This window comes from Williamsia sp. Y712, assembly GCF_059445525.1.
Genome location: NZ_JCAIUN010000002.1, coordinates 58,741 through 79,916, shown reverse-complemented (window position 1 = coordinate 79,916; position 21,176 = coordinate 58,741). Strand labels below are relative to the sequence as shown.

Sequence of the window (21,176 nt, the reverse complement as noted above, 5' to 3'; positions counted from 1 at the left end):
CTATTCGTTCTGGCGCTGAGGCAAATTCAGGAGGCGCTCACGCGATCACGGGGTGACGATCGCAAATCCGGGGTCGGGTTCGTCGGTCAGTCCGACGATCCTGCTGATCACCGTCGCGTCGCCGTCCAGGGTGATGCCGTCGGTACCGGCACCGGCCAGCAAGCCGAGTAGTTGCGGCTTCGTCAGTGTCACCACCAGGTCGGCCGGGTCGGTCCGGCGCGTCGGGTAGTGGATCAGGACGCCGTTGGAGAGTTCCATCCGGTACGTTTCGTCGAGATCGGTGAAGTGCCAGCGTATTCGCGCCGTCACGTCCCAGGCTCGGGGTCCGTTGACGCGGATGGCGATGCTGTCGAAGACCTGCGTGACGGTGAGTGCGGTGGCCATGCCCGCCGCGCTGACTTCGGCGGGATGTGTCGGACCGTCGACCTCGCTCGCACCGACCAGAAAATTGTTCCGCCACGTCGCGCACTCCGAGCCGTAGCCCAGGCGCGTCAGGACGTCGATCAACACCGCCTTCGCGCCGGCGTGGTCCGGCTCGGCGAACACCGCGTGACTCGCCAGCTCGGCAGCGAAACGCAGATCACCCTCATCGGCAAACCCCTTCGCCTGTGCGACGGTCGCATCGATCCCCCCGATCGCCCGGACGTACCGGGCACCGGCACCCTCCGGTGGGTGCTGCCACAGATGCGCCGGGTTGCCGTCGTACCAACCGAGATAGCGCTGGTAGATCGCTTTGACGTTGTGGCTGACCGAGCCGTAATACCCGTGGGTGTGCCACGCGGCGTCCAGGGCGGGTGGCATCTGGAAGTTCTCGGCGATCTCGGTGCCGACCAATCCCTGGTTCACCTGACGCAACGTCTGATCGTGTAGGTAGGCGTAGAGATCGCGCTGCTCGGTGAGGTACCGGATCAACTCATTCGTGCCCCACGTCGGCCAGTGATGCGAGGCGAACGCGACATCGGACTCATAGGCGAACATCTCGATCGCCTCGGCGAGATAGCGAGACCAGTTGCGGGCATCGCGCACCTCCGCACCGCGCAGCGTGAGGAGGTTGTGCAGGTTGTGAGTTGCGTTCTCCGCCAGGCACAGTGCGCGATGGTCGGGGAAGTAGAAGTTCATCTCCGACGGGGCTTCGGTGCCTGGCGTGACCTGAAAGATCATCCGCACCCCGTCGAAGGTCTCCTCCTGACCGGTGTGCGTGATGTCCAAGGTGGGTGCAATGAGCCCGACCGTCCCATTCGAAGTGCTCGGTCCGAGTCCCGCACCCAAAGTGCCGGTTGCACCCACGGGGAGCACGATCCCGGTATGGAACATCCCACGTCGCAGCATCGCGCCGCCGGCGTAGACGTTTTCGGAGACCGCGTGCTGCAGGAAATGCTCGGGTGCGACGATCGGGACAGTGGTATCGGCATCGACCACACCGAGCACACCGCCGAAGTGGTCGATGTGCGAATGCGTATAGATGACAGCGCTGACCGGACGGTCGCCGCGGTGCTCCCGGTACAGCGCGAGCCCCGCCGCCGCACATTCGGCAGACACCAGTGGGTCGATCACGACCACCCCGACGTCGCCCTCGACGATCGTCATGTTCGACAGGTCGTAGCCGCGGATCTGGTAGATGCCGCCGGTGACCTCGAACAACCCGTGAATCGCGGTCAGCTGCGCCTGGCGCCACAGACTCGGATTCGCGGTGTCCGGGCAATCCCCACTCGTTGCAGATGCAAAACCGGCCGCGTCGTAAACCACGCGACCATCAGCGGCGTGCACTTGCGCGGGTTCCAACACTGCGACCAGGCCGCGATTGGCGTTGGTGAAGTCAGTGCGATCGGCAAAGTCAGCAGACATCGGCACTCCTCGAAAAGCTGGTGATCGACCTTTGTGGACCGCCGAAACGGCCGTGTGGCAAAAAATATCACTCACTGCGCAGGCAACATCGCCAAAGCGCTATATCGAGTCGGAAAGTTCATATTGATCCCGCATTCATCTCAGGTATACCGCCCGAATCGGCCCGGCAACCTACCGTACGACCGACCGCAACCTTGACTTCGCCTGCAGACCAGCATGTTTCGAACTTCCGTCCGCCCACCCTCGAGACCGTTCGACGATCGGTGTCGTAGCGATAATAGATAATCAATTGTTGTCGAACGAATATCCGGTTATCGCGACAGATCGGAAAAGGTGAGGCAAACTTTTGAGGACGCCTGCATGGCTATGTCAAACGCGGTGTTCTCAACGCCCGGCAACGACCACAGGACAATGCGATTTGACCGTCGCCGGCCCCAAACAAGCGCTGACAGCGCTCCTGCTTCGGCCTGATACAGCGCCAGAGATCGCCACAGCGGGGGTCGTCGCATTCGGCGGCGATCAATCAGCATTGTCAACTCTGGCCGACGTCGTCGATGAGTTCGATCCGGCGTTCCCGATCGTGACCCCGTAGCAGCGGTCACAAGAAATTCAAGACGTCGTCGCCCCAGGCTTCGCGCAATTCTTTGTCGAGGTCGTCGACGATCGAATCCGATCGATCGATCACCAGCGTCGCGCGCCGTCCGGGTTCGTAGGGTGGCCATTCCGGATCACCGGGCAGCCCGTTCGGAATGGCCTCGATGGCGAACGACACCCATCGCTTCAGCATGCGGGCAGACAACGCCTTACCCACCTTCATCCCACCGAGTTTGAAGGTGATGTCTTTGCTGCCGATCACCAGATTTCCCCACGTGTACGGCAACTCGGTGGCGTGTGTGGCTCCGACTCGGAGCGCCCGCAACATCGGTGTGGCCCAGTCGAACCGGTACAGGTACACCGGAGCCACCGCACTGTGTCCGTCGGCCAGCCACAGCGTCGGCATCCGAAACCCGATGTCCCGCGCCACCGCGAGGCCTGCGGCCTTGAGTTTCATCCCCGTGTAGGCCGACCCGATCTCGGCTTCAGTCGGCAGGGTCAATCCTGGCTGTTCAGTGGCGATCTCGGCGAACATCGACCGAATCGCGTCCGGCGTGATCGGCATCAGCGGCGATTTCATCCACTTGAACAGGGATGCTTCATCTTTGTTGGTTCCGATGATCAGAGGAACCGGATGGGACTTCCCCCCGCGATAGGCGGCCAACGGGTAGTCCGGCAAGAGGTCACGATCGACCGTCGGCGCAAACGCCAGCGTGCCCGGCGAGCTGGCCGGTACATCGTTGAACAACGCCTGACCCGCCGCGACGATTCGGTCCACATCGAGGTCGGCCAACGCCGCGACGTCGTCCGCCTCGACCCCCACCTTCTCCAAGAACATCCCGGCCACCCGTGCCGCGCGAGCGCTGTCGTACACCGATGTCGCCGGGGCGCTCTGAGCGATCGCCCTGGCGAAAAGCCCACGCGACGACGGAATGGTCAACAAGGTGGTGACCAGCGAACCGCCTGCCGATTCACCGAACAGCGTCACCCGATCGGGATCCCCGCCGAACGCTTCGATGTTGTCGCGGACCCACTCCAGCGCCAAGATGATGTCGCGCAGAGCCAGATTCGAGTCGAAAGTCCGCTGGTCGGTACTCAACGACGAGAGGTCCAGGAATCCCAGGGCGCCGAGTCGGTAGTTGACCGTCACCAACATCACGTCACCGCCGGACACCAGGGCACGACCGTCGTAGAGCGGTTGGCTGGACGATCCGAAGACATACGCGCCGCCGTGGAGCCAGACCATCACCGGTCGACGATCGGCAGGGCCGACGGTCGACGCCGACCAGACGTTGAGACTCAGACAGTCCTCGTCCTGGATGACGTCCTGCCCGAGTCTGATCACGGGGTTGCTCGGTTGCGGTGCCACCGCACCGAACACCGTCGCGTCGGCAACATCGGTCCACGGCTGTGGCGGTACGGGCGCACGCCACCGTAGTTCACCCACCGGCGGTGCGGCGTAACGGATTCCACGCCACGACCTGGTGGTTCCGTCATCGAGTCCACGAACCGGGCCATTCGTGGTCTTCACCACGGTGCGATCATCAGTCATCTCAGGAGTCTCCGCTCGGCGCCACAGTGCCCGCTCTGGTCACAGTAGGTGATCCACAGTATGTGTTTCGAGGGGTGCTGGCCGGTACAAGCCGACGCACTGGCGCACAATATCCACCATGCCCAGCGACAACCCCCAGGCAACGGCACTGCCGATCGGTCCAGGTCCGACCACGCGGCTCAGGTCGACGAGACGTCCGATCTCCCCACGCACCCTGCAGTTCCTCTCCAAGGAGTCGGGTAGTGCGGGTCTTCTGCTCGCCGCCACCGTCCTCGCACTGGTCTGGGCCAACATCCCCGGCGAGAGCTACTTCTCGTTCTGGCACACCGAAGTGGTGCTGCAAGTGGGCAACTGGTCCACAGAGCTGGATCTGCAGCACATCATCAACGACGCGGCGATGGCGATCTTCTTCCTGGTTGTCGGACTGGAGATCAGCCGGGAGGTGACCGTCGGCGATCTCCGTGATCGCAGCACCGTCATCGTCCCGGTGCTCGGCGCGCTCGGCGGGCTGATACTCCCCGCGCTGATCTATCTGGCCTTCCAGCCGACCGGCCCGGCGGCCGCCGGCTGGGGCATCCCGATCTCCACGGATACCGCGTTCCTACTCGGAATCCTCGCCTTGTTCGGTCCGCGCTGTCCCGACCAGATCCGGCTCTTCCTGCTCGCACTGGCCATCGTCGACGACATCGGCGCCATCACCGTGTTGGCGGTGTTCTACACCGATGACGTCTCGTTCGTCGCACTGGCCGTTGTCCTCGTGGCGGTCGCCGCGCTGGCCGTGATGCGGTGGGCCGGGGTCTGGATGCTGCGCCCGTACATCCTGGTGGGACTCGTGCTGTGGGCGGCGGTCTACGAGTCTGGGCTTCACCCCACGCTGGCCGGAGTCATCCTGGGTGTCCTGATCCCGACGGCCGCGGTCGAACCCGAACAGCAGGTCCGCGTCCGGGTCTATGGACGGCTGGCCTTGCAGCGGGTCGACGCGCGGCGGGCCAGACTGGCCGCGACAGCGCTGCGCGCGACCGTGCCCGCCAACGAACGGCTGCAAGACGCCCTGCACCCGGTGAGCGCGCTGGTTGTGGTGCCGCTGTTCGGTCTGGCGAACGCTGGAGTGTTGCTCAACGCAGACGCAATCTCCGCAGCTGCCTCGTCGTCGGTGACCATCGGCATCATCGTGGCCCTGGTGGTGGGCAACGGCGTGGGCATCTCGGTTGCCACCGGGATCGCACTCAAACTGGGCTGGGGGCGCCTGCCCGGGCAGGTGCGGTACGGCCATCTGATCGGTGGAGCCGTGCTCGCGGGAATCGGATTCACGATCTCGCTGTTCATCACTGATCTCGCGTTCACCGATCCAGTGCTCCGGCAGGACGCCAAGATCGGAGTCCTCGCCGGCTCCGCCATCGCCGCAATCATCGGGTCGCTGCTGCTCCGCTATCTCGGTGAGCGACTTCCGCTGTGCAGCGTCGACGATGTCGACAATCCGCCGAGTCTTCCCGACGGCCCGTGGCTCGATCCCACGCTCCGCTGACCCTGACCCTGACCCATACCCTGACGCGATCAGCGGTCGGTTGTTGCCGCACGCAGGGTCTCGAGATCGAAGTCTCCCTCGTACCGGGCACCGTTGATGAACAGCGCCGGTGTCGCGCGGACGCCCTCGTCGATGCCGCGCGTGTAGTCGGCCGAGACGCCCGCCTTGTACTGCTGCGCCTGCAGACCGGTCACCGCTCCGGCAACACCCGCGCGCGCGGCGTACTCGGCCAGACTGTCGTCGTCGAGATGGTCCTGGTGTGCGTAGAGCTGTTCGTGCATCTCCCAGAAGCGGCTGCCCGAGGCTTCCGCTGCAAGAGCCGCTGTCAGCGCGAAGGGGTGCACCTCGAACACCGGAAAATGCCGGAACACCAAGCAGATCCGGCCGCCGGACTCATCGACCAACTGTTTGAGAATGGGCGCGAGCATCTTGCAACCCGGGCATTGGAAGTCGCCGTATTCGACGATGCGAACCGGAGCGTCGGCGTCTCCATAGCGGTGCCGGTCTGGATTGAAATCGATCACCCGGAACATTCTCACAGAGAATCTTCGTGCTCGACCACCTTTGTGACCGCCTGCGCCCACAACGGAGAATGGACACAATCGCACCAACACCGAGGGAGCAGACAATGACGGACCCGGATCTCGCCACCACCGCGCAGGGACAGATCGACGCCGTGACGCGCACCGTCACCATCACCGACAACGGATCGGCGGTCCGAACGGTCGCGTCACTGCGTCAGGCCTACGCCACCGGGATCGATGACCTGTGGGATGCCTGCACCAACCCCGAGCGTCTGGTGCGGTGGTTTGCACCGGTCAGTGGTGATCTACGTCTGGGTGGCACCTACCAGATCGAAGGAAACGCCGGCGGCACCATCAAGAGCTGCGAGGCACCGCGCGGCTTCACCGTCAGTTGGGAGTTCGGCGGCGAGGTCAGCGAGCTGTCCGTCCGCCTCGAATCATTGACTACAGACAGCTCGCGGCTTGTTCTCGAGCACAGCGCCGACGTCGAACCCCTTCGGTGGCAGGCGTTCGGTCCAGGCGCCGTCGGTATCGGATGGGACCTGGGCCTACTCGGCTTGGCACACCATCTCGCCAACAGCGGCGCTGCACCCGCTCAGGACACCGGCTGGGCGCAGACCGAGCAGGCCCAGGCGTTCCTGTCGGACAGCAGCAGACGTTGGGCCGACGCCTCGATCGCCTCGGGGACGCCGGAGGAGCTTGCTCGCGCCGCCGAGATGCGTACCACCGCTTTCTATCTCGGTACCGGAACCCCTGACGCCTAGCCGCTGTCGGCCGGTGGGACTACCGGAGCGCGGGGATCACTTCCTTTTCGAAGAGTTCGATTCCCGACAGATCGTAGGCGGCTTCTGGGAAATAGCAGATGCCGTACGCCAAGCCCTGGTCTTTGAGTGCGCCCAGCTTTTCGATGATCTGCTCCGGTGTGCCGACACCCGGCATGTCACGGAACGCACCCAGCGACGCTTCGGCCTTTTCTGGGCCGACGTAGGGGGTCAGGCGTTCTACCAAGGTGTCCAGTCGTTGCTGCACCTCGGCCTCGGTGCTACCGATTGCGATGTTGTAGTTGGCCGAACGTACGATCGCGTCGAAGTCGGTTCCGACGTTGTCGCAGTGCGTGCGCAGAATGGCCGATTTGTGCGCAAACCCTTCGGGGGTGCCGTCGAAGTTGGTGTACTGCGCGTACTTGGCGGCGATCTTCAACGTCACTTTCTCGCCACCACCGGCGATCCACAGCGGAATACCGCCGTCCTGCAACGGAAGTGGACGGCAGATGGCGCCATCAACCTGGTAGTGCTTGCCGTCGAGTGTGGCCGACCCGGTGGTCCAGGCCTGCTTCATGATCTGCACGCCCTCGTCGAGGCGCCCCAAACGTTCTCCGGCAGAGGGGAATCCGTAGCCGTACGCGCGCCATTCGTGTTCGTACCAACCGCCGCCGATCCCCATTTCCACGCGGCCACCCGAGATGAGATCGGTGGTGGCCGCCACCTTGGCCAGGTATGCCGGGTTGCGGTAGCTCATCGCCGTGCACATCTGACCGAGCCGGATCCGAGAGGTCGATGCGGCAAAAGCAGCCATCAGCGTCCACGCCTCGTGCGTCGCCTCCTCGGTGGGAGCCGGAACGGTATGGAAGTGGTCATAGACCCATAGCGAATCCCAATCGCCCTGGTCGGCGCGTACCGCGAGGTCGCGCATCACCGCCCACTGCTCTGCGGGGTCGATACCGACCAGATCCAAACGCCAACCCTGGGGAACAAACATTCCGAATCGCATCCCCTGATCCTAGCCAGCGAAGACGACGGCCGCCTCCGCACAGACTGGCCCGGATGACGGACGTGCGCCCACAATGGACCGATGCCGGAGAACAACAACGCGGACCAGCGACCGATCATCGTGATCGACGCCGCCAACGTGGTGGGATCCAAACCTGATGGGTGGTGGCGGGATCGAAAAGCCGCGACGGAACGACTTCGCGACGGCTTGGCAGATCTTGCCGAGCGTGGACTCGGCGAGCGTGGATTCACCGGTGCCGATCGCCCACACGTCGTCCTCGTGGTCGAAGGACAGGCCCGCGGCATCGATTCGTCACCAACCGTGGAGGTGGTCAACGCACCCGGATCGGGCGACGATCAGATCGTCGAACTCGTTGCTGCCCAATCAGACCGGCCCTGCGCCGTGGTCACCGCCGATCGAGAACTCCGAGATCGTGTGACAACACTTGGTGCGCAGATCTTCGGCCCGCGCAGCGTCCGAGATTGAGTGGCCGCGCGATCGGATGCCCTTTGGCGCCACAATCTATGCCCTGACGGCTGACTGGGAACGATTCGCGAAAGCGCGATTCACGGGTTCACTTGGGATATGGGATCGCACGGAGCGGCGACCGAGAAGGTGGCCAGTACCTCAGCCGGACATCCGGCGCCACCACAGCGGGCATCACCGCCCACGGGCCGAAATCTCGCACACCTGCAACACCACGCAGGCAACCGTGCCGTCCAAGCTTTCCTGCAGCGCGACGACCAGAGTTCGGGTTTGCAGTCAAAGGCTCCGCTGGGACACGTCCCGTGGACCGGTGATCCGGTCAGCATGTCTGCCGCCATGCGCGATCTGCTACTTCGCGGTGACACGGACAGGCTCGCCATCTCGCTCGGAATGCTGTGGGTCAGAGGCATGGTCGACACCATGCGGGTACTCAAACTCGATCCCGCCGCCTGGTCTGCCGTCCTCGCCATCCCACGGATCAAGCAGGACGCGCGGTTGGCGGCGGCCGTCGATGTGGTGGAAGGTCGAGCGCCCGGAACCGGCGGCGTTCCGGTGGATCAGGCACTCGAGTTCCGGGCCATGCACGACGCCGCGAACTGGCCGACCATCATCGGTCCCAGAGCCTCGACGGGATCGGGCGGTGTACCGAACTCCGACTCAGCGCGCTCCGATCCACGCGACGATCCGAGATACATCGACGCCTTGTACGACGCGATCCGACGAAATCGATTGCTGACCGGGAACTACCTGCTTCGCACGGTGAAACCCCGCCCGGCCGACAGAGTTCCCGGCGGTTACATCTACGTCGGCCCCAGCCATGCCGGCGACAAACCCTCCGGACTGGCATCCGACTCGGCAAAACGCCAGGCGGTGAACCAGGCGATCTGGCACGAACTCGGGGTCGGCGAGGGTTCGCAGGCCTCGATCAACACCTGGGACTCGGCGAAGTTCAGCTTCGGTCCAGGATTTGCCGCGCCGGGCCTTCTGCGCAAGGTCATGGACAACCTCGCCAAAGAGGGTCCCGAAGTCACCGACGCCCTCCGCAGAGCGGGTGTGAGTTTCGAGTCGAATACCTGGTACGTCGTCGATCCGACGAGTAAAACGGTGAAGTCCGGCGACGCTGCCCTCACCCTGCTGTCGCAGGACACCGGACTGATCAAGGCATTCCTCGACACCGCGAATGACACCGAAATGCGTCGCCAGTGGATGGAGGCCGAATGGAAAGCCATGAAAGGTGCCGGCGGTGCGGCCGCGGTGCCCGAGCAGGTCATCGCGAATTGGCCCGGCATACCGGTCATCGTCTTCGTCGCGCACTGCGTGCACTGGGGCGGATTGCGCTGGGATCAATGGAACAGCGCCGCGCAGCCAACGGTGTTCGAGATCGTCCGACGGCAGTCAAAACACGTTCCGCGACGACCGGAGGACCCACGAATCCTGACAAATCTGACTGCCCAGACCTTCTTCGGCTTCAGTGGCGGGCTACTGATGAAGGAGCTGAAATCCCGCGGCCGCCGGCAGGGTATCGAAGCGAATCTGCCGGACGATTGGGCTACGGCGTATTCGAATGCTGTTGCGCTGCCGACCAAAACATCGACTCCGGTCTTTCAGATCATCGAGGGGGACGAGTGAGCGCTACCTTTGAATGGATGTCCGCCAAGGCCCCGCCGACCGAAGAGATCGGGTTGCTGGTCAGCAAGCTGTGTTCTGAGCACCGCTTGTGGGCGACCGATGCCCGTCATCGCGTCCTCTCGCGTGGGGACGAAAACCTGGTGCTCGAGGTTGCCGACGAGTTCATCGTGCGCGTCAACGTGCAATCCCCACCGCAGCGGGCAGTCGCCGTCGCGACCGAGAGCAGACTGCTCAAACATCTGCGACCCCAGCTCGACGTGGCGATCCCCGACTTTCTCGTCACCGATGAAGTCGCAGGAGTGGTCATCTATCGAAAGCTGCCGGGACAGCCATACCTGCATTCGACACCCCATCCGTCGACACGCCACGATCTTCGATCCATGACAAGTCAACTCGGCGCACTGCTGCGCACCCTGCACCGGCTGTCCGATGAGGTCGATCTGCCGCACGACGACCATCCGCTCGAGCTGTGGCTTGTCGAGGCGACGTCCGCCGCGGCCCGGATCGACGCCTATCTCCCGGCCGGCCACCGGACCCACCTCTGGCAGTTCCTCGCCACGGCGCCACCTGCCAACCCGACCTATAGCACCTTGTGCCACAACGATTTAGGGGCCGAACACCTGCTCGTCGACCCGCCATCCGGAGCGTTGACCGGAATCATCGACTGGACCGACGCGGCACTCACCGACCCGGCCCGCGATATCGCGTTGATCTACCGGGATCTCGGACCCACCGCGGCAACCGCGGTCGCACGCATCGCCGTGATCGCGGAGCCCAGCCTTCTCGAACGCGCCGCATTTCTGGCGAGATGCAAGTGGATCGAGGACTACGCCTACGCCCTCGACACCAACGCCGTCGACACCAACGAGCCCGACGAGCCGGGACGGGCAGCGTATCTGGACAACGCGCACAGCACCTTTCGGCACACGTTTGTCACCGGATGAGTGGTCAGGCCCCGCGCTCGACAAGTTCTGCGAGCTGCCGCGTGACGGTCCCCCACCCATCGTGAAAGCCCATCGAGTCGTGCATCTCCCGATCTGCGCCGTCCTTGTGCATCGCGGTGGCCACATACTCTGTGCCCTCTGGATGATCGGCGAACGTGATGACCGCGGTGATGAAGGGTTCACGCGCCGGCCGCCACCCGGCGACCAGTGCGGTGGTGAACACGATGCGTTCGAGGTTGTCGACCGCGAGAAAACAGCCGCTGATATGTGGTGAGAAGTCGGCGCCGTCCTCGCTCATCTCGGTTTCGAACGCGCCGCCCGGATGCAGATCCATCTGCACGACTTTGCAGGTCGCGGGAGCAGGCAGCCACCATTGCGCGAACTTTGTGGGGTCGGTCCATGCCGACCAGACGGCGTCGCGCGGTGCCTTGATGATTCGGGACACGGTGAGGTCGAGGGCAGAATCGGTGATGGTCATGGTGTTGTCTCCTCTTTGTCATCGGAAGTGTCTGTTTGATCGGAGATGCCGCTCTGGTTGGACATGACAAATTGTTCGAGTCTGTCGGTGCGGCCTTCCCAGACCGCGCGTTGCTCAGCCAGCCAGCTTTCGGCGACCGTGAACTGCCTCTGCTCGATCGCGCAGGTTCTCACCCGCCCGGCTTTGTGCGTCCGGATCCAGCCACTGCTTTCGAGCATGCGGATGTGTTTCATGAATGACGGCAGCGCCATGTCGAACGGCTCGGCCAGCTCGGTGATACTGGCAGGCCCCTGACCCAGTCGTCCCAGCACCGCCCGACGGGTCGGGTCGGCGAGGGCTTGAAAGACGCCGTTCAATTCCTGCTGATACTGAGCCATAAGGCAAACTATCAAGAACGCAACAGTGAGCGCAAGGGCTAAGTATTGGTTACTTAACCCGATACATCCAGGCCGTCAGCTCAACGACGAGAGGGCTCACCGGTTCCGGTGACCGTGGTCAGGATGAAGACTGCGTCATCGATTGCGGTGACACTGTGCCGATGATGAGGCAGTCCACGAAGTTCGCCCGCCCCGACAACAACGTCGCCCTCACCACTGGAGACCCTGATCGAACCGCGAAGGACCAGCAGGCTGGCCGCAGGTGGTGAATTATGTTCCCGGAGTTCAGACCCGGCGATCATTGCCACCAAGCTCTGCCGCAGCGGCCCGTCGTGCACAAGTATGTCGGCGCTGCGTCCGTGAGCGTCGTCGCGGGCCAGATCCAGGCGCTCGGCGGAGAGCACGTCCAGGGTGGAATCAGTCTCGTCCATACTCGAACCTCTTTCACATCGTGGCGGCGGAGCCTCAAGGGAACACGCTATCGGACCCTGAGCGTTGCACGATCCGATCGACGGGCACAAAACGGTAATCGCCCCGTCGCCTCCCCCTCATACGTGTGAACCATGGGTGATGGTGGGGCGACGAGCGTAGATTTCAGTGCACACCGCCCATCCGCCATCAATGCATTCAGGAGTCGGCCGATGAATCCGACTGTTCGCGTATTCACTGCTCTGACCGCGGCCATCACAGTCATCGGCGCCATCGCGTTCGGTGGCACCCTGTCACCCGACGCCAGGCGATCCGCCGAACCTGTTTCGTTCGCGGTCCAGCCCACCGTGGTGATCACCGGTGAGATACCAGCGACCGTGCTTCGCAATCAGTCACTGTATTGCAGTCTCATCTGCCCGTATCTCATCCAGGGTGTGACCACCGTGCCGATCGCCGCCTTCCAATCGCCCGGAGTCTTCGCCGCAGCGTATGCGACCACCGGATCGGTTCCGAAATCGACTGGCATTGCGGCACATTCGGTGACCGAACCGGCACACTCCGCGATGACGGGGATCATCGTGAACGATCTGACCCTGGTACTCCCCCGGGCGCAGAACGCACTCACCGTCGCCGTTGTCGAATCGATGAAGATCGCGGGCGGACAAGACCTCGACACCGGCCGGACCAGGGTCCTCGATGCACTCAATCAACCGATCACGCCGAACCCGCCGTCAACTGCAATTGTCACCACCGAGCAGCAGGCCGCCGCGGTCGACGGCATCGAAGCAGCATCCGCGGTGCTGTTCCAAGCGCCCGAACTACTGCTGCTCGGGGCAACCGAGACCGCGAACACATCGGCGGACGTGTTGGCGACCACCGGGGATGTCAACGCCGCACTGGCCACCGGCCAGGCGCATGCCGCCTTTTGGGTCGAGCAGGCTGCATCGATAGTTGAACAGGCCGGCGTTCAGCAAGCGTCCGACTGAGGCGGTCAGGAGATGTTCAGCCATCTCCCGATCGACGGAACGCCATGGGTGTCAACCACATACAACAGGTACCAGCCCGGTGGAACGAGCGACGGATCACTTGGCAACTGCAGCGTCGCGGTCGCCGCTCCGGTGAACGGGATGTCGACGAGGCGTTGTTCGTTGTCTGACGAGTGCGTTGTCGCCCCCGGCCGCATCAGCGAGAATTCCCGCGATGCCCGCTGCCCCTGCACTGTCACGGTGAGCGTGTCGCCGTAGTCGACATGATCGAGCGCAAGATCGAATGCGGGCCGCTCGGCGTGGAAGAGATACGGCGGCAAGAACATCTCGATACGCGTCTCCACGGTGCGGCGCTGCGGATTCGACCCCGCCGTGATGACTTTCCCGTCCGGGGCAAGCAAGGCCACCGAGTGGTACAGCCGCGGAACCCGCGAGGTGGCCGTGTGCTCCCACGCACCCGCTCCCGACTTCAAGAGTTCGGCAAAAGGCGGCGCGTCGTGTGCCATCTCCTCCATCCCCGAACCGCCCGTCGCGAGTACCGACCGGTCGGGCAACAACACCGCACAGACGTGCATCCGGGCATGCATGAGCGGCGGCCCAGCGATGTACTTCGGCTCTGCCTCCGACAGATCCGCAATGCGCGTATCGGCCAGAGCTGGTGCGGGACTGTGCATATCGAATCCGCCGCCACCGACGATCATCACCTTTTGATCCTGGGCGGGCGGCAGCAGGACGCTGGACGCCTGGTTGCGCAGACCTGGGTCCAGCAAGCCCTGCACCTCTGTGACATGCCCGGTTGCCGGATCCCACACACTCGGCCGCATCCCGTTGTTGCCGCCGTATTGGGCGCCGGTATAGAAGATCTTGCCGCCGATGAGCACCACCAGATTCGCGTACATCGGTATCGGCCCCGGGTTCGGCAGCGTCGACCACGTGCCTGTCGCCGGGTCGTAGACCTCGGGAATCACCGACAGGTGGTTGTCGCCGAGCCCTGACACCGAGAGTGCACGTCCATCCGGCAGGGTCACCAGCGCCGGGTACCACCGTCCGAACTCCATATCGGCCGTCCGCACCCACTGCCCGGCCGCCGGATCGAATATCAGCGCGTCGGTCAGTCCGTAGAACGGGTCATAGCGCTCGGTGCCACCCGCAGCGAGGATCCGCCCGTCCGGCAGCGCGCATTGCCCGGCGCAGAACAGGTCGATCGGGGTGCCAGGGGCATCGAGATCAGGGGCCGGGTAGTGCCACAGCCTGGTGCGGAATGCGTGTGCGGCATGGGCGATCTCGTCGTTGCCGGAGCCTGCGAAGAACAGGACGTCTCCGGTGTGCAGCAATGCCGCGTGTACCGGGTTGATCTCGGTGCCGAAGTCCAGGATCCGCCACGCGCCGTGGTGATGGCCCTCGTCGATGTCCAGGACCAGTGGGGCGATGCGCAGCGACCCGGTGCCCGTAGGTCCGGCGACGGTGAGCACCGCCAGCTCCGGCCGCGCTCCGGGATGTGGCAACAACGCCAGGGAGGCACCCTGATTGTCGTCGAAACCCCAGTCGGGCAGCTCATCCCACACACTCCATCCGTCGACGCAGTGCCCGGAGGCGGTCAAACCCCACCCGACGGTGACCTGCCCGGTATTGGGCCCGTTCGGGTTGTCGACGGCCAGCACGATCAACTCCGGACGACCGTCGCCGTCGAGATCGGCCACCGCGAGGCCGGCGCCCTGGTTTTCCCAGCCGTACCAATCAGGCACCCCGATCCAGTCGCCCCAGCCGCCGGCGAGCGTGCCGTCCGCACGCAGGCCCCGCCCGACGCGGAACTGACCACTGTTCTGACCGTTCGGATTGTCGACGACGAGCACCACGATCGCGTGCGCCCCGTCCAGCATGGTCAACGCGATGTCCGCGCCCTGGTTCTCCCAACCAAACCAATCCGGGATCTGCTGCCATCCCGTCCAGCCGCCGGCGACTGCACCATCGGGCGCGAGGTTCCGACCGATTTTCAGGTAGCCCTGGTTCTGCCCGGCGGGGTTGTCGACGACCAGTACAACCAGATCCAGTTGTCCTGAGCCGTCGAGGTCCGCGAGCGCTATGGACGCGCCCTGATTCTCCCAACCAAACCAGTCCGGGATCGCATGCCAAGGACTCCAGTTGGTCGCGGTGCCATCACCGGCAACGGCATGGCCGACTCGATATGAGGCCCCGTTCTGGCCCGGCGGGTTGTCGACCAACAAGACGACGACGTCGTCTGTGCCGTCGCCGTCGACATCACCGACCGCGACCCCACAGTCCTGATTGATGGGTGAGAACCACCCTGGAACGGGTACTGCAACTCCGGCCATGACGAGCCCCCTCGACAGCGATGCGCGTTCCTCGAAGTTTAGGCGGACTGTGACGCACATCATGTCGTTCAGCTGAATGGCACCCGCGTACGGGAATTGATCGGACCACGCTCATGTTAATTGAGTCGTATGCACTCAACTCTTTAAGGGAGGCTTCCGAATGGCAGCATTCTTCGGGCCCGAAGGCCCGCGCCGCATCGACATCAGCCGATTGATGAGCAAATCCACCCAGGCCCTCGTTGCAGACGCGGCCAAGTTTGCCGCGGGTCGCGGCGACACCGAGCTCGACGCCCTTCACATCCTGCGGGTCATGGCCGATCAGGAACCGGTCCGCAGCTTCATGGAGCGTGCGGGCGCTGCACCTGCAACCGTCATCGCCGCCGTCGACAAGGGTTTGCCGAACCACGGTCCCGCGACAGGTGTCGGCACCACCACCCTGAGCGCCGCAGTGAGGACCGCGGTCTTCGAGGCACATCAGCTTGCCCAGGCCTTTGGATCGGCCTTCATCGATCCGGAGCACCTGTTCCTGGCACTCGCCGGGGATCAGGATCGTGCGGCGGGACGACTCCTGGCATCTGCCGGGGTCACCCCCGAACGCCTGCAGTCCGCCGTACAGGGCGGTTCAGCAGCGACCGAAACCGCTGACAGCGCCACCCCAGGTCTCGACAAATACGGTTTCGACCTGACCGAACGCGCACGTTCGGGCGGCGTTGACCCGGTGATCGGACGCGCCGACGAAATCCAGCAGACCATCGAGATCCTGTCTCGGCGCACCAAGAACAACCCGGTGCTGGTCGGCGAGGCCGGTGTCGGCAAGACCGCGATCGTGGAAGGTCTCGCCCAGCGAATCGTGGACGGTGACGTCCCCGACCGGTTGGTCGGCAAACGGATCGTCCAACTCGATCTCTCGAGCATGGTGTCGGGTACGCGGTACCGCGGCGACTTCGAGGAACGACTCAACGGCGTGATCGACGAGATCGTCGCACACTCCGACGAATTGATCGTTTTCATCGACGAGGTTCACACCATCGCAGGCGCAGGTGCCGGAGCCGACGGTTCGATGGATGCCGGAAACATCCTCAAGCCCAAGCTGGCTCGCGGTGAACTGCACATCGTCGGTGCCACCACACTCGACGAGTACCGAAAGAACATCGAGAAGGATCCGGCGCTCGAACGCCGGTTCCAGCCCGTGACGGTTCCCGAACCCAGCATCGCCGATGCCATCGAGATCCTCACCGGTCTACGTGGCCGGTATGAGGAGCACCACGGTGTGCGCTACTCCGACGAGGCGATCACTGCCGCGGTCGAGTTGTCTGCACGCTACATCGGCGATCGGTTCCTGCCGGACAAGGCAATCGACCTGATCGACCAGGCCGGTGCCCGCATGCAGCTGACCACACCCAGTGGTGACAGCGAGGCGATTCGCAAGCAGCTCGCTGCAATCGAATCCGCGAAAGAAAAGGCGGTGGCGGACGAAGATTACGAGAAGGCTTCTCAGCTTCGAGACCAGACCGCCCGGCTTCAGGCGCGTCTCGACGGCGGCAGCGACAAGCCGGCAGTTGTGCTCGACGTGACCGCCGAGGACATCGCGGATGTGGTGTCGCGGGCCACCGGAATTCCGGCAGCTCAGATGACCGAGCAGGAGAAGGAACGGCTCCGCCGGCTCGAAGACGAACTGCACGAGCGGGTCGTCGGGCAGGACGACGCTGTCAAGGCGATCGCCCGGGCGGTGCGTCGTAACCGGACGGGAATGAGTGATCCCGATCGTCCGGTCGGCAGCTTCCTGTTCCTCGGACCCACCGGCGTCGGCAAAACCGAGCTGGCAAAGGCGTTGTCTGCCTCGCTGTTCGGAGACGAGTCGAAGATGCTTCGACTGGACATGAGCGAGTACGGCGAGCGTCACACCGTCAGCCGGCTCATCGGGGCGCCTCCGGGCTACGTCGGATACGGCGAAGCCGGGCAGCTCACCGAGCAGGTCCGTCGCAATCCGTATTCGGTGATCCTGCTCGACGAGATCGAGAAGGCCCACCCGGACATCTTCAACACGCTGCTCCAGGTTCTCGACGACGGACGCCTGACCGACAGTCAGGGCCGCACCGTCGACTTCAAGAACACCGTGTTGATCATGACCAGCAACCTCGGGTCGGACATCATCTCGAGCAAGTCCGGTGGACTCGGATTCAATTCCGGTGACACCGAGGCCTCGGAGAAGCCGATTCGCGACCGGATCATGGGGCGGCTGCGTGAATCGATGCGGCCGGAGTTCCTCAACCGGATCGATGAGATCGTCATCTTCCGCAAGCTCGACGAGGAACAGCTGCACCAGATCACCGATCTGCTGCTGGAGGACAGCCGGAAACGGCTCGGCGCCAAGGGCATCGAGATCGACTTCACCGATGCTGCGGTCGATTGGATTGCCGAGCACGGGCATCAGCCCGAGTTCGGTGCGCGCCCGTTGCGGCGTTCGATCCAGCGGGAGGTCGACGATCGCATCGCCGACCTGCTGCTCGACGAGGTCCTCATCGACGGCGGCAAGGTCTCGGTGGAGGTCAACGACGGTGAGCTGGAACTGACCGTCAGCTGACCTGATCCAGGTAACCCCTCCGATCCGCTCCACATAACACGATCCGCTCCACTTGCAGTGCGCTGCAGGTGGAGCGATCGTTGTATGTGGAGCAGATTTTCTGGGTCAGTCGGCCCGGAGCGTCAGCTCGACTACGACCGGATCGTGATCACTTGCTCGCGTCACCGCCTGCGGGGTCACCAACTTGCGTGGATCCGCGGCCGAGAAGTGGCCCGACGCGTACACCCGATCGCTGTTGGGTGGTGCCCCGGCGGTCGATTCGGTCATGCCGGCCGCGGCGAATACCTCATGTTCCCGAGCAAACTCGGGTGATCCGTCGCGGATGTTGAAGTCGGCGCCGAATATCGTCGGCCCCTGCCACGCGCCGATCGTTGCCACCACCGGATCGACTTGACGTTTCGGCTCGTCGATCCCATGCTGCGGTGGACTGAAATGCCCCGACAGCACCCGGATACTGTTGCCGCCCACGGTGCGCACCATCGCATCGGTGGCCACCCGCGGCTGGTATTCCTTCATACCCCCGAACGGTAGCCAGGTCTGGCCCAGCTTTGCGCTCACCACCGCGGCCCAGGCATCAGCGGTTGCCCGGAAACGGCGGGCGGTGTTGTCGCCGAGCGCATCTCCTATTCGCAGACCTCGCGCATCGGTGATTGTGACACCGTTGAACGTCATGACGCCGGTACCTTCTCGTCGCCCGTTGACCTTGTCGATCGCCGCGGTCATCACGGCCCCGGTGGGCCTCAGACGCTTGACGAGCGCGCCCAGCGTGTCGACGAAATTCGACCGCACCGCATAGTTGTCGAGTTCCTGCAGGAGGAGGATGTCGGGTCGTTCCCGTTTGATCGTCTCGGCGAGGAGATCGAGTTTGGCCGCGGTGGCGAAGAACTTTCCGGGTGCACCCATCCCGCCATGCACGTTGAACTCCATGACTCGCAACGTCTCGGTCGCGACGGGCGTCATCGCCGGCACCGCACCTGATCCCACCGCTGAGCGCAGACGGACGCGACCCACGCGCATCCCGAACAAGGCACCCGTCGTGGCGCCGAACAACAGACCCCGACCCATCCCGAGACCCGTCGACGCACCAACGGCCGCACCAATACCCGAGCCGCCGGCAACAAAAGGCGCCTGATCACGCAATCGTGTTCCAACGCTGTCGATTGCACTGCGAATATGAGCAGGTTCGGCCAGCGCGGGCAGTGCCGCCCCGATCGCCATCGGGCAGTCCTTGACCGCATGGACGTTCTGATCCACCGAAAGCGCCATGCCGCCGCCCTCCCCTTGCTACCAATTAGCCTCTCTGGGAAGACAGACTATCGGCGGTCGGCCGCAAACCATCCACGAACACAGAGACCATGCGTTGGTTGTACGCGAGATCCTCGCCGGGGACCGGCTGGCACAGCAACGCGACTGCATGCAGCACGGTCGTCGCACTGACATCAGAACGGACCTCCCCGCCCGCAGCATCGAGCAAGGATGCGACAACCGGTTCGAGACGCTGCATGAAGTAGTCGGGCAGCGAGTCGAACGCCGGGTCACCCGAATGCAGCGCCGAGGCGAGCCCGCGCTTGGTCCCGACGAACTCGGTGTACCGAAGCACCCACTTGGCGAGCGCCTCGGTCGGCTCATATGTGTCGCGGAGTGCCACCGCAGCGTCGACACAGGCGTCGATCCCATGTTCCAGCACCGCCGCGACGAGGTCGGCGCGGCGCGGAAAGTGCCGGTACAGCGTCCCGACGCCCACGCCGGCCAGGTCGGTGATCTCCTTGGCGGGCGCGTCCACCCCAGAGGCCGCGAAGACAGCCTTCGCGGCGTCGAGCAGGGCATCGACATTGCGCTGCGCATCGGCCCGCTTGCGACGAGGCCGCTGCGGCGATTCGTCCGACTCCACGGTATCCATGGTCCTCCCCCTCTTGCAGCTATTTCGGAAAGATATTCCGCTTAGGTATTGCCATACCGGAAGGCTATTCCATATAGTTGTGGAAGAGCTTTCCGTTTATGGGTGTAAACCCTACCGCCCGAACCGCCGATCGCCATCAGATCCCACTCCATCGGAGGCATCCCATGCAGTACCGCACCCTCGGCCGGACCGGCATCAAGGTCAGCCCCTACGCTCTCGGCACATTGATGCTCGGCGCATCGATGGGCAATCCCGACCACGACGACTCGGTTCGCATCATTCACAAGGCACTCGACGCCGGCATCAACTTCATCGACACCGCGGACGCCTACTCGTTACCCCCGCAAGGTGCATCCGAGGTGGTCGTCGGCAAAGCACTCAAGGGCCGTCGCGAAAACGCCGTCCTGGCAACCAAATTCGGTCGACCGATGGGCGACGATCCCAACCGGCAGGGAACGTCCCGACGTTGGATCATCACCGCGGTGGAGGAATCCCTGCGCCGGTTGCAGACCGACTACATCGACCTGTATCAAATCCATCGCCTCGACCCGCAGACCGACATCGAGGAAACCCTGTCGGCACTGACCGACCTGGTCCGCAGCGGCAAGGTCCGGGCGATCGGTTCGTCAAATACCCCCGTTTCCAACATCATCGACGCTCAGTGGGTGGCCGAACAGAGAGGACTCGAGCGGCTCCGCACCGAACAGCCGCCCTACTCGATCCTCAACCGCGGCATCGAAGCCGAGGTACTGCCGACAGCTCAAGGCTTCGGAATGGGCGTGCTCGTCTGGGGTCCACTCGGGCAAGGAATGCTCACCGGCCGCGCCCGAAAGGGCCAACAGTCCGACCTGGTCCGCGCGGGCTTCTTCAAAGCCATCAGCGATGAACGTCGCCTCGACGCCGTCGAAGCGCTCATACCGCTGTCCGCCGAGGCGGGCCTGCCGATGACGCATCTCGCGATGGCGTTCGCGATCGCCCACCCCGGCGTCACCAGCGCGCTGATCGGAGCACGCACCATGACGCAACTCGACGATCTTCTCGCCGGCCTCGAGGTGACGCTCTCCGACGACATCCTCGACCGCATCGACGAGATCGTCCCGCCGGGTACCGATATCGGCACGCTCGACCAGGCCTACGTACCTCCCGCGCTGCAACACAAAACGCTGCGGCGGCGTCCCCTCCCTGAGCGTGGTGCCGGCCAAACAGGCTGAACCCGAGTA

19 protein-coding genes are annotated in these 21,176 nt (G+C 64.0%); 9 read left to right on the top strand and 10 right to left on the bottom strand.

The features are described 5' to 3' along the window. Positions 1-45: 45 nt before the first annotated feature. Positions 46-1,845: an alkyl/aryl-sulfatase gene (locus tag AC1D75_RS15170; protein WP_495516160.1), complete on the bottom strand. Its 1,800-nt coding sequence runs from the start codon at positions 1,843-1,845 to the stop codon at positions 46-48. 346 nt (positions 1,846-2,191) lie between these two features. Between AC1D75_RS15170 and AC1D75_RS15165 the strand changes: the two genes are divergently transcribed. Further along, the gene (locus AC1D75_RS15165; protein WP_495516159.1) at positions 2,192-2,437 is read left to right on the top strand and encodes an alkyl sulfatase C-terminal domain-containing protein; all 246 of its coding nucleotides are present in this window, start codon (positions 2,192-2,194) and stop codon (positions 2,435-2,437) included. Between the two features lie 6 nt (positions 2,438-2,443). On the opposite strand, the gene AC1D75_RS15160 is transcribed toward AC1D75_RS15165, so the two are convergent. Next, on the bottom strand, positions 2,444-3,991 hold the full coding sequence (locus AC1D75_RS15160) for a carboxylesterase/lipase family protein (RefSeq protein WP_495516158.1): 1,548 nt from the start codon (positions 3,989-3,991) through the stop codon (positions 2,444-2,446). A 118-nt stretch (positions 3,992-4,109) separates the two neighbouring features. On the opposite strand from AC1D75_RS15160, the gene nhaA reads away from it, so the two are divergent. Continuing rightward, positions 4,110-5,516 (top strand): Na+/H+ antiporter NhaA, encoded by a 1,407-nt coding sequence (gene nhaA, locus AC1D75_RS15155; RefSeq protein ID WP_495516157.1) that lies wholly within the window; start codon positions 4,110-4,112, stop codon positions 5,514-5,516. Between the two features lie 29 nt (positions 5,517-5,545). Here the strand turns inward: nhaA and AC1D75_RS15150 are convergent, their stop codons facing one another. Next, positions 5,546-6,049 (bottom strand): DsbA family protein, encoded by a 504-nt coding sequence (locus tag AC1D75_RS15150; RefSeq protein ID WP_495516156.1) that lies wholly within the window; start codon positions 6,047-6,049, stop codon positions 5,546-5,548. A 95-nt stretch (positions 6,050-6,144) separates the two neighbouring features. On the opposite strand from AC1D75_RS15150, the gene AC1D75_RS15145 reads away from it, so the two are divergent. Then, a complete protein-coding gene (locus AC1D75_RS15145) occupies positions 6,145-6,804 on the top strand; it encodes an SRPBCC family protein (RefSeq protein ID WP_495516155.1) in 660 nt (219 codons plus the stop codon). Positions 6,805-6,823: 19 nt separating this feature from the next. Here the strand turns inward: AC1D75_RS15145 and AC1D75_RS15140 are convergent, their stop codons facing one another. Beyond that, complete coding sequence (locus tag AC1D75_RS15140) at positions 6,824-7,810, bottom strand: LLM class F420-dependent oxidoreductase (RefSeq protein WP_495516154.1); 987 nt, start codon at positions 7,808-7,810, stop codon at positions 6,824-6,826. 81 nt (positions 7,811-7,891) lie between these two features. Between AC1D75_RS15140 and AC1D75_RS15135 the strand changes: the two genes are divergently transcribed. The 3 genes from AC1D75_RS15135 to AC1D75_RS15125 all read left to right on the top strand — a co-directional run bounded on the left by AC1D75_RS15135 (position 7,892) and on the right by AC1D75_RS15125 (position 10,869). Beyond that, positions 7,892-8,296 carry an NTP pyrophosphohydrolase gene (locus tag AC1D75_RS15135; RefSeq protein WP_495516153.1) on the top strand — a complete coding sequence of 135 codons (405 nt, stop codon included), beginning with the start codon at positions 7,892-7,894 and terminating at the stop codon, positions 8,294-8,296. Between the two features lie 99 nt (positions 8,297-8,395). Then, positions 8,396-9,925 (top strand): hypothetical protein, encoded by a 1,530-nt coding sequence (locus AC1D75_RS15130; protein ID WP_495516152.1) that lies wholly within the window; start codon positions 8,396-8,398, stop codon positions 9,923-9,925. Continuing rightward, positions 9,922-10,869 carry a phosphotransferase family protein gene (locus AC1D75_RS15125; RefSeq protein ID WP_495516151.1) on the top strand — a complete coding sequence of 316 codons (948 nt, stop codon included), beginning with the start codon at positions 9,922-9,924 and terminating at the stop codon, positions 10,867-10,869. Before AC1D75_RS15130 ends, AC1D75_RS15125 begins: the two co-directional genes overlap by 4 nt. Before the next feature lie 4 nt (positions 10,870-10,873). On the opposite strand, the gene AC1D75_RS15120 is transcribed toward AC1D75_RS15125, so the two are convergent. The 3 genes from AC1D75_RS15120 to AC1D75_RS15110 all read right to left on the bottom strand — a co-directional run bounded on the left by AC1D75_RS15120 (position 10,874) and on the right by AC1D75_RS15110 (position 12,155). Next, the gene (locus tag AC1D75_RS15120; RefSeq protein ID WP_495516150.1) at positions 10,874-11,347 is read right to left on the bottom strand and encodes an SRPBCC family protein; all 474 of its coding nucleotides are present in this window, start codon (positions 11,345-11,347) and stop codon (positions 10,874-10,876) included. Further along, positions 11,344-11,724: an ArsR/SmtB family transcription factor gene (locus AC1D75_RS15115; protein ID WP_495516149.1), complete on the bottom strand. Its 381-nt coding sequence runs from the start codon at positions 11,722-11,724 to the stop codon at positions 11,344-11,346. The genes AC1D75_RS15120 and AC1D75_RS15115 overlap by 4 nt, the downstream gene beginning before the upstream one ends. Positions 11,725-11,804: 80 nt before the next feature. Then, positions 11,805-12,155: a cupin domain-containing protein gene (locus AC1D75_RS15110; protein ID WP_495516148.1), complete on the bottom strand. Its 351-nt coding sequence runs from the start codon at positions 12,153-12,155 to the stop codon at positions 11,805-11,807. Between the two features lie 210 nt (positions 12,156-12,365). On the opposite strand from AC1D75_RS15110, the gene AC1D75_RS15105 reads away from it, so the two are divergent. Further along, positions 12,366-13,139 (top strand): hypothetical protein, encoded by a 774-nt coding sequence (locus AC1D75_RS15105; RefSeq protein ID WP_495516147.1) that lies wholly within the window; start codon positions 12,366-12,368, stop codon positions 13,137-13,139. Between the two features lie 5 nt (positions 13,140-13,144). Here the strand turns inward: AC1D75_RS15105 and AC1D75_RS15100 are convergent, their stop codons facing one another. Further along, the gene (locus AC1D75_RS15100; protein WP_495516146.1) at positions 13,145-15,472 is read right to left on the bottom strand and encodes a galactose oxidase-like domain-containing protein; all 2,328 of its coding nucleotides are present in this window, start codon (positions 15,470-15,472) and stop codon (positions 13,145-13,147) included. A gap of 160 nt (positions 15,473-15,632) precedes the next feature. Here AC1D75_RS15100 and AC1D75_RS15095 point away from each other — a divergent pair, with 160 nt between their 5' ends. After that, positions 15,633-18,056: an ATP-dependent Clp protease ATP-binding subunit gene (locus tag AC1D75_RS15095; RefSeq protein ID WP_495516145.1), complete on the top strand. Its 2,424-nt coding sequence runs from the start codon at positions 15,633-15,635 to the stop codon at positions 18,054-18,056. 105 nt (positions 18,057-18,161) lie between these two features. On the opposite strand, the gene AC1D75_RS15090 is transcribed toward AC1D75_RS15095, so the two are convergent. Next, positions 18,162-19,322 carry an endonuclease/exonuclease/phosphatase family protein gene (locus tag AC1D75_RS15090; RefSeq protein ID WP_495516144.1) on the bottom strand — a complete coding sequence of 387 codons (1,161 nt, stop codon included), beginning with the start codon at positions 19,320-19,322 and terminating at the stop codon, positions 18,162-18,164. Positions 19,323-19,347: 25 nt separating this feature from the next. Continuing rightward, positions 19,348-19,956, bottom strand: coding sequence for a TetR/AcrR family transcriptional regulator (locus AC1D75_RS15085; protein ID WP_495516143.1), 609 nt, complete (start codon positions 19,954-19,956; stop codon positions 19,348-19,350). Positions 19,957-20,120: 164 nt separating this feature from the next. Here AC1D75_RS15085 and AC1D75_RS15080 point away from each other — a divergent pair, with 164 nt between their 5' ends. Then, on the top strand, positions 20,121-21,167 hold the full coding sequence (locus tag AC1D75_RS15080; RefSeq protein ID WP_495516142.1) for an aldo/keto reductase: 1,047 nt from the start codon (positions 20,121-20,123) through the stop codon (positions 21,165-21,167). The last annotated feature ends 9 nt before the right edge of the window (positions 21,168-21,176 follow it).

What these genes read in the sequence shown, in the direction of transcription:
- AC1D75_RS15095 (WP_495516145.1), top strand. Translation starts at nt 15,633, where the DNA reads ATGGCAGCATTCTTCGGGCCCGAAGGCCCGCGCCGCATCGACATCAGC.
- AC1D75_RS15160 (WP_495516158.1), bottom strand. Translation starts at nt 3,991, where the DNA reads ATGACTGATGATCGCACCGTGGTGAAGACCACGAATGGCCCGGTTCGT.
- AC1D75_RS15120 (WP_495516150.1), bottom strand. Translation starts at nt 11,347, where the DNA reads ATGACCATCACCGATTCTGCCCTCGACCTCACCGTGTCCCGAATCATC.
- AC1D75_RS15090 (WP_495516144.1), bottom strand. Translation starts at nt 19,322, where the DNA reads ATGGCGCTTTCGGTGGATCAGAACGTCCATGCGGTCAAGGACTGCCCG.
- nhaA (WP_495516157.1), top strand. Translation starts at nt 4,110, where the DNA reads ATGCCCAGCGACAACCCCCAGGCAACGGCACTGCCGATCGGTCCAGGT.
- AC1D75_RS15150 (WP_495516156.1), bottom strand. Translation starts at nt 6,049, where the DNA reads ATGTTCCGGGTGATCGATTTCAATCCAGACCGGCACCGCTATGGAGAC.
- AC1D75_RS15135 (WP_495516153.1), top strand. Translation starts at nt 7,892, where the DNA reads ATGCCGGAGAACAACAACGCGGACCAGCGACCGATCATCGTGATCGAC.
- AC1D75_RS15170 (WP_495516160.1), bottom strand. Translation starts at nt 1,845, where the DNA reads ATGTCTGCTGACTTTGCCGATCGCACTGACTTCACCAACGCCAATCGC.
- AC1D75_RS15130 (WP_495516152.1), top strand. Translation starts at nt 8,396, where the DNA reads ATGGGATCGCACGGAGCGGCGACCGAGAAGGTGGCCAGTACCTCAGCC.
- AC1D75_RS15085 (WP_495516143.1), bottom strand. Translation starts at nt 19,956, where the DNA reads ATGGATACCGTGGAGTCGGACGAATCGCCGCAGCGGCCTCGTCGCAAG.
- AC1D75_RS15145 (WP_495516155.1), top strand. Translation starts at nt 6,145, where the DNA reads ATGACGGACCCGGATCTCGCCACCACCGCGCAGGGACAGATCGACGCC.
- AC1D75_RS15080 (WP_495516142.1), top strand. Translation starts at nt 20,121, where the DNA reads ATGCAGTACCGCACCCTCGGCCGGACCGGCATCAAGGTCAGCCCCTAC.
- AC1D75_RS15110 (WP_495516148.1), bottom strand. Translation starts at nt 12,155, where the DNA reads ATGGACGAGACTGATTCCACCCTGGACGTGCTCTCCGCCGAGCGCCTG.
- AC1D75_RS15105 (WP_495516147.1), top strand. Translation starts at nt 12,366, where the DNA reads ATGAATCCGACTGTTCGCGTATTCACTGCTCTGACCGCGGCCATCACA.
- AC1D75_RS15115 (WP_495516149.1), bottom strand. Translation starts at nt 11,724, where the DNA reads ATGGCTCAGTATCAGCAGGAATTGAACGGCGTCTTTCAAGCCCTCGCC.
- AC1D75_RS15140 (WP_495516154.1), bottom strand. Translation starts at nt 7,810, where the DNA reads ATGCGATTCGGAATGTTTGTTCCCCAGGGTTGGCGTTTGGATCTGGTC.
- AC1D75_RS15100 (WP_495516146.1), bottom strand. Translation starts at nt 15,472, where the DNA reads ATGGCCGGAGTTGCAGTACCCGTTCCAGGGTGGTTCTCACCCATCAAT.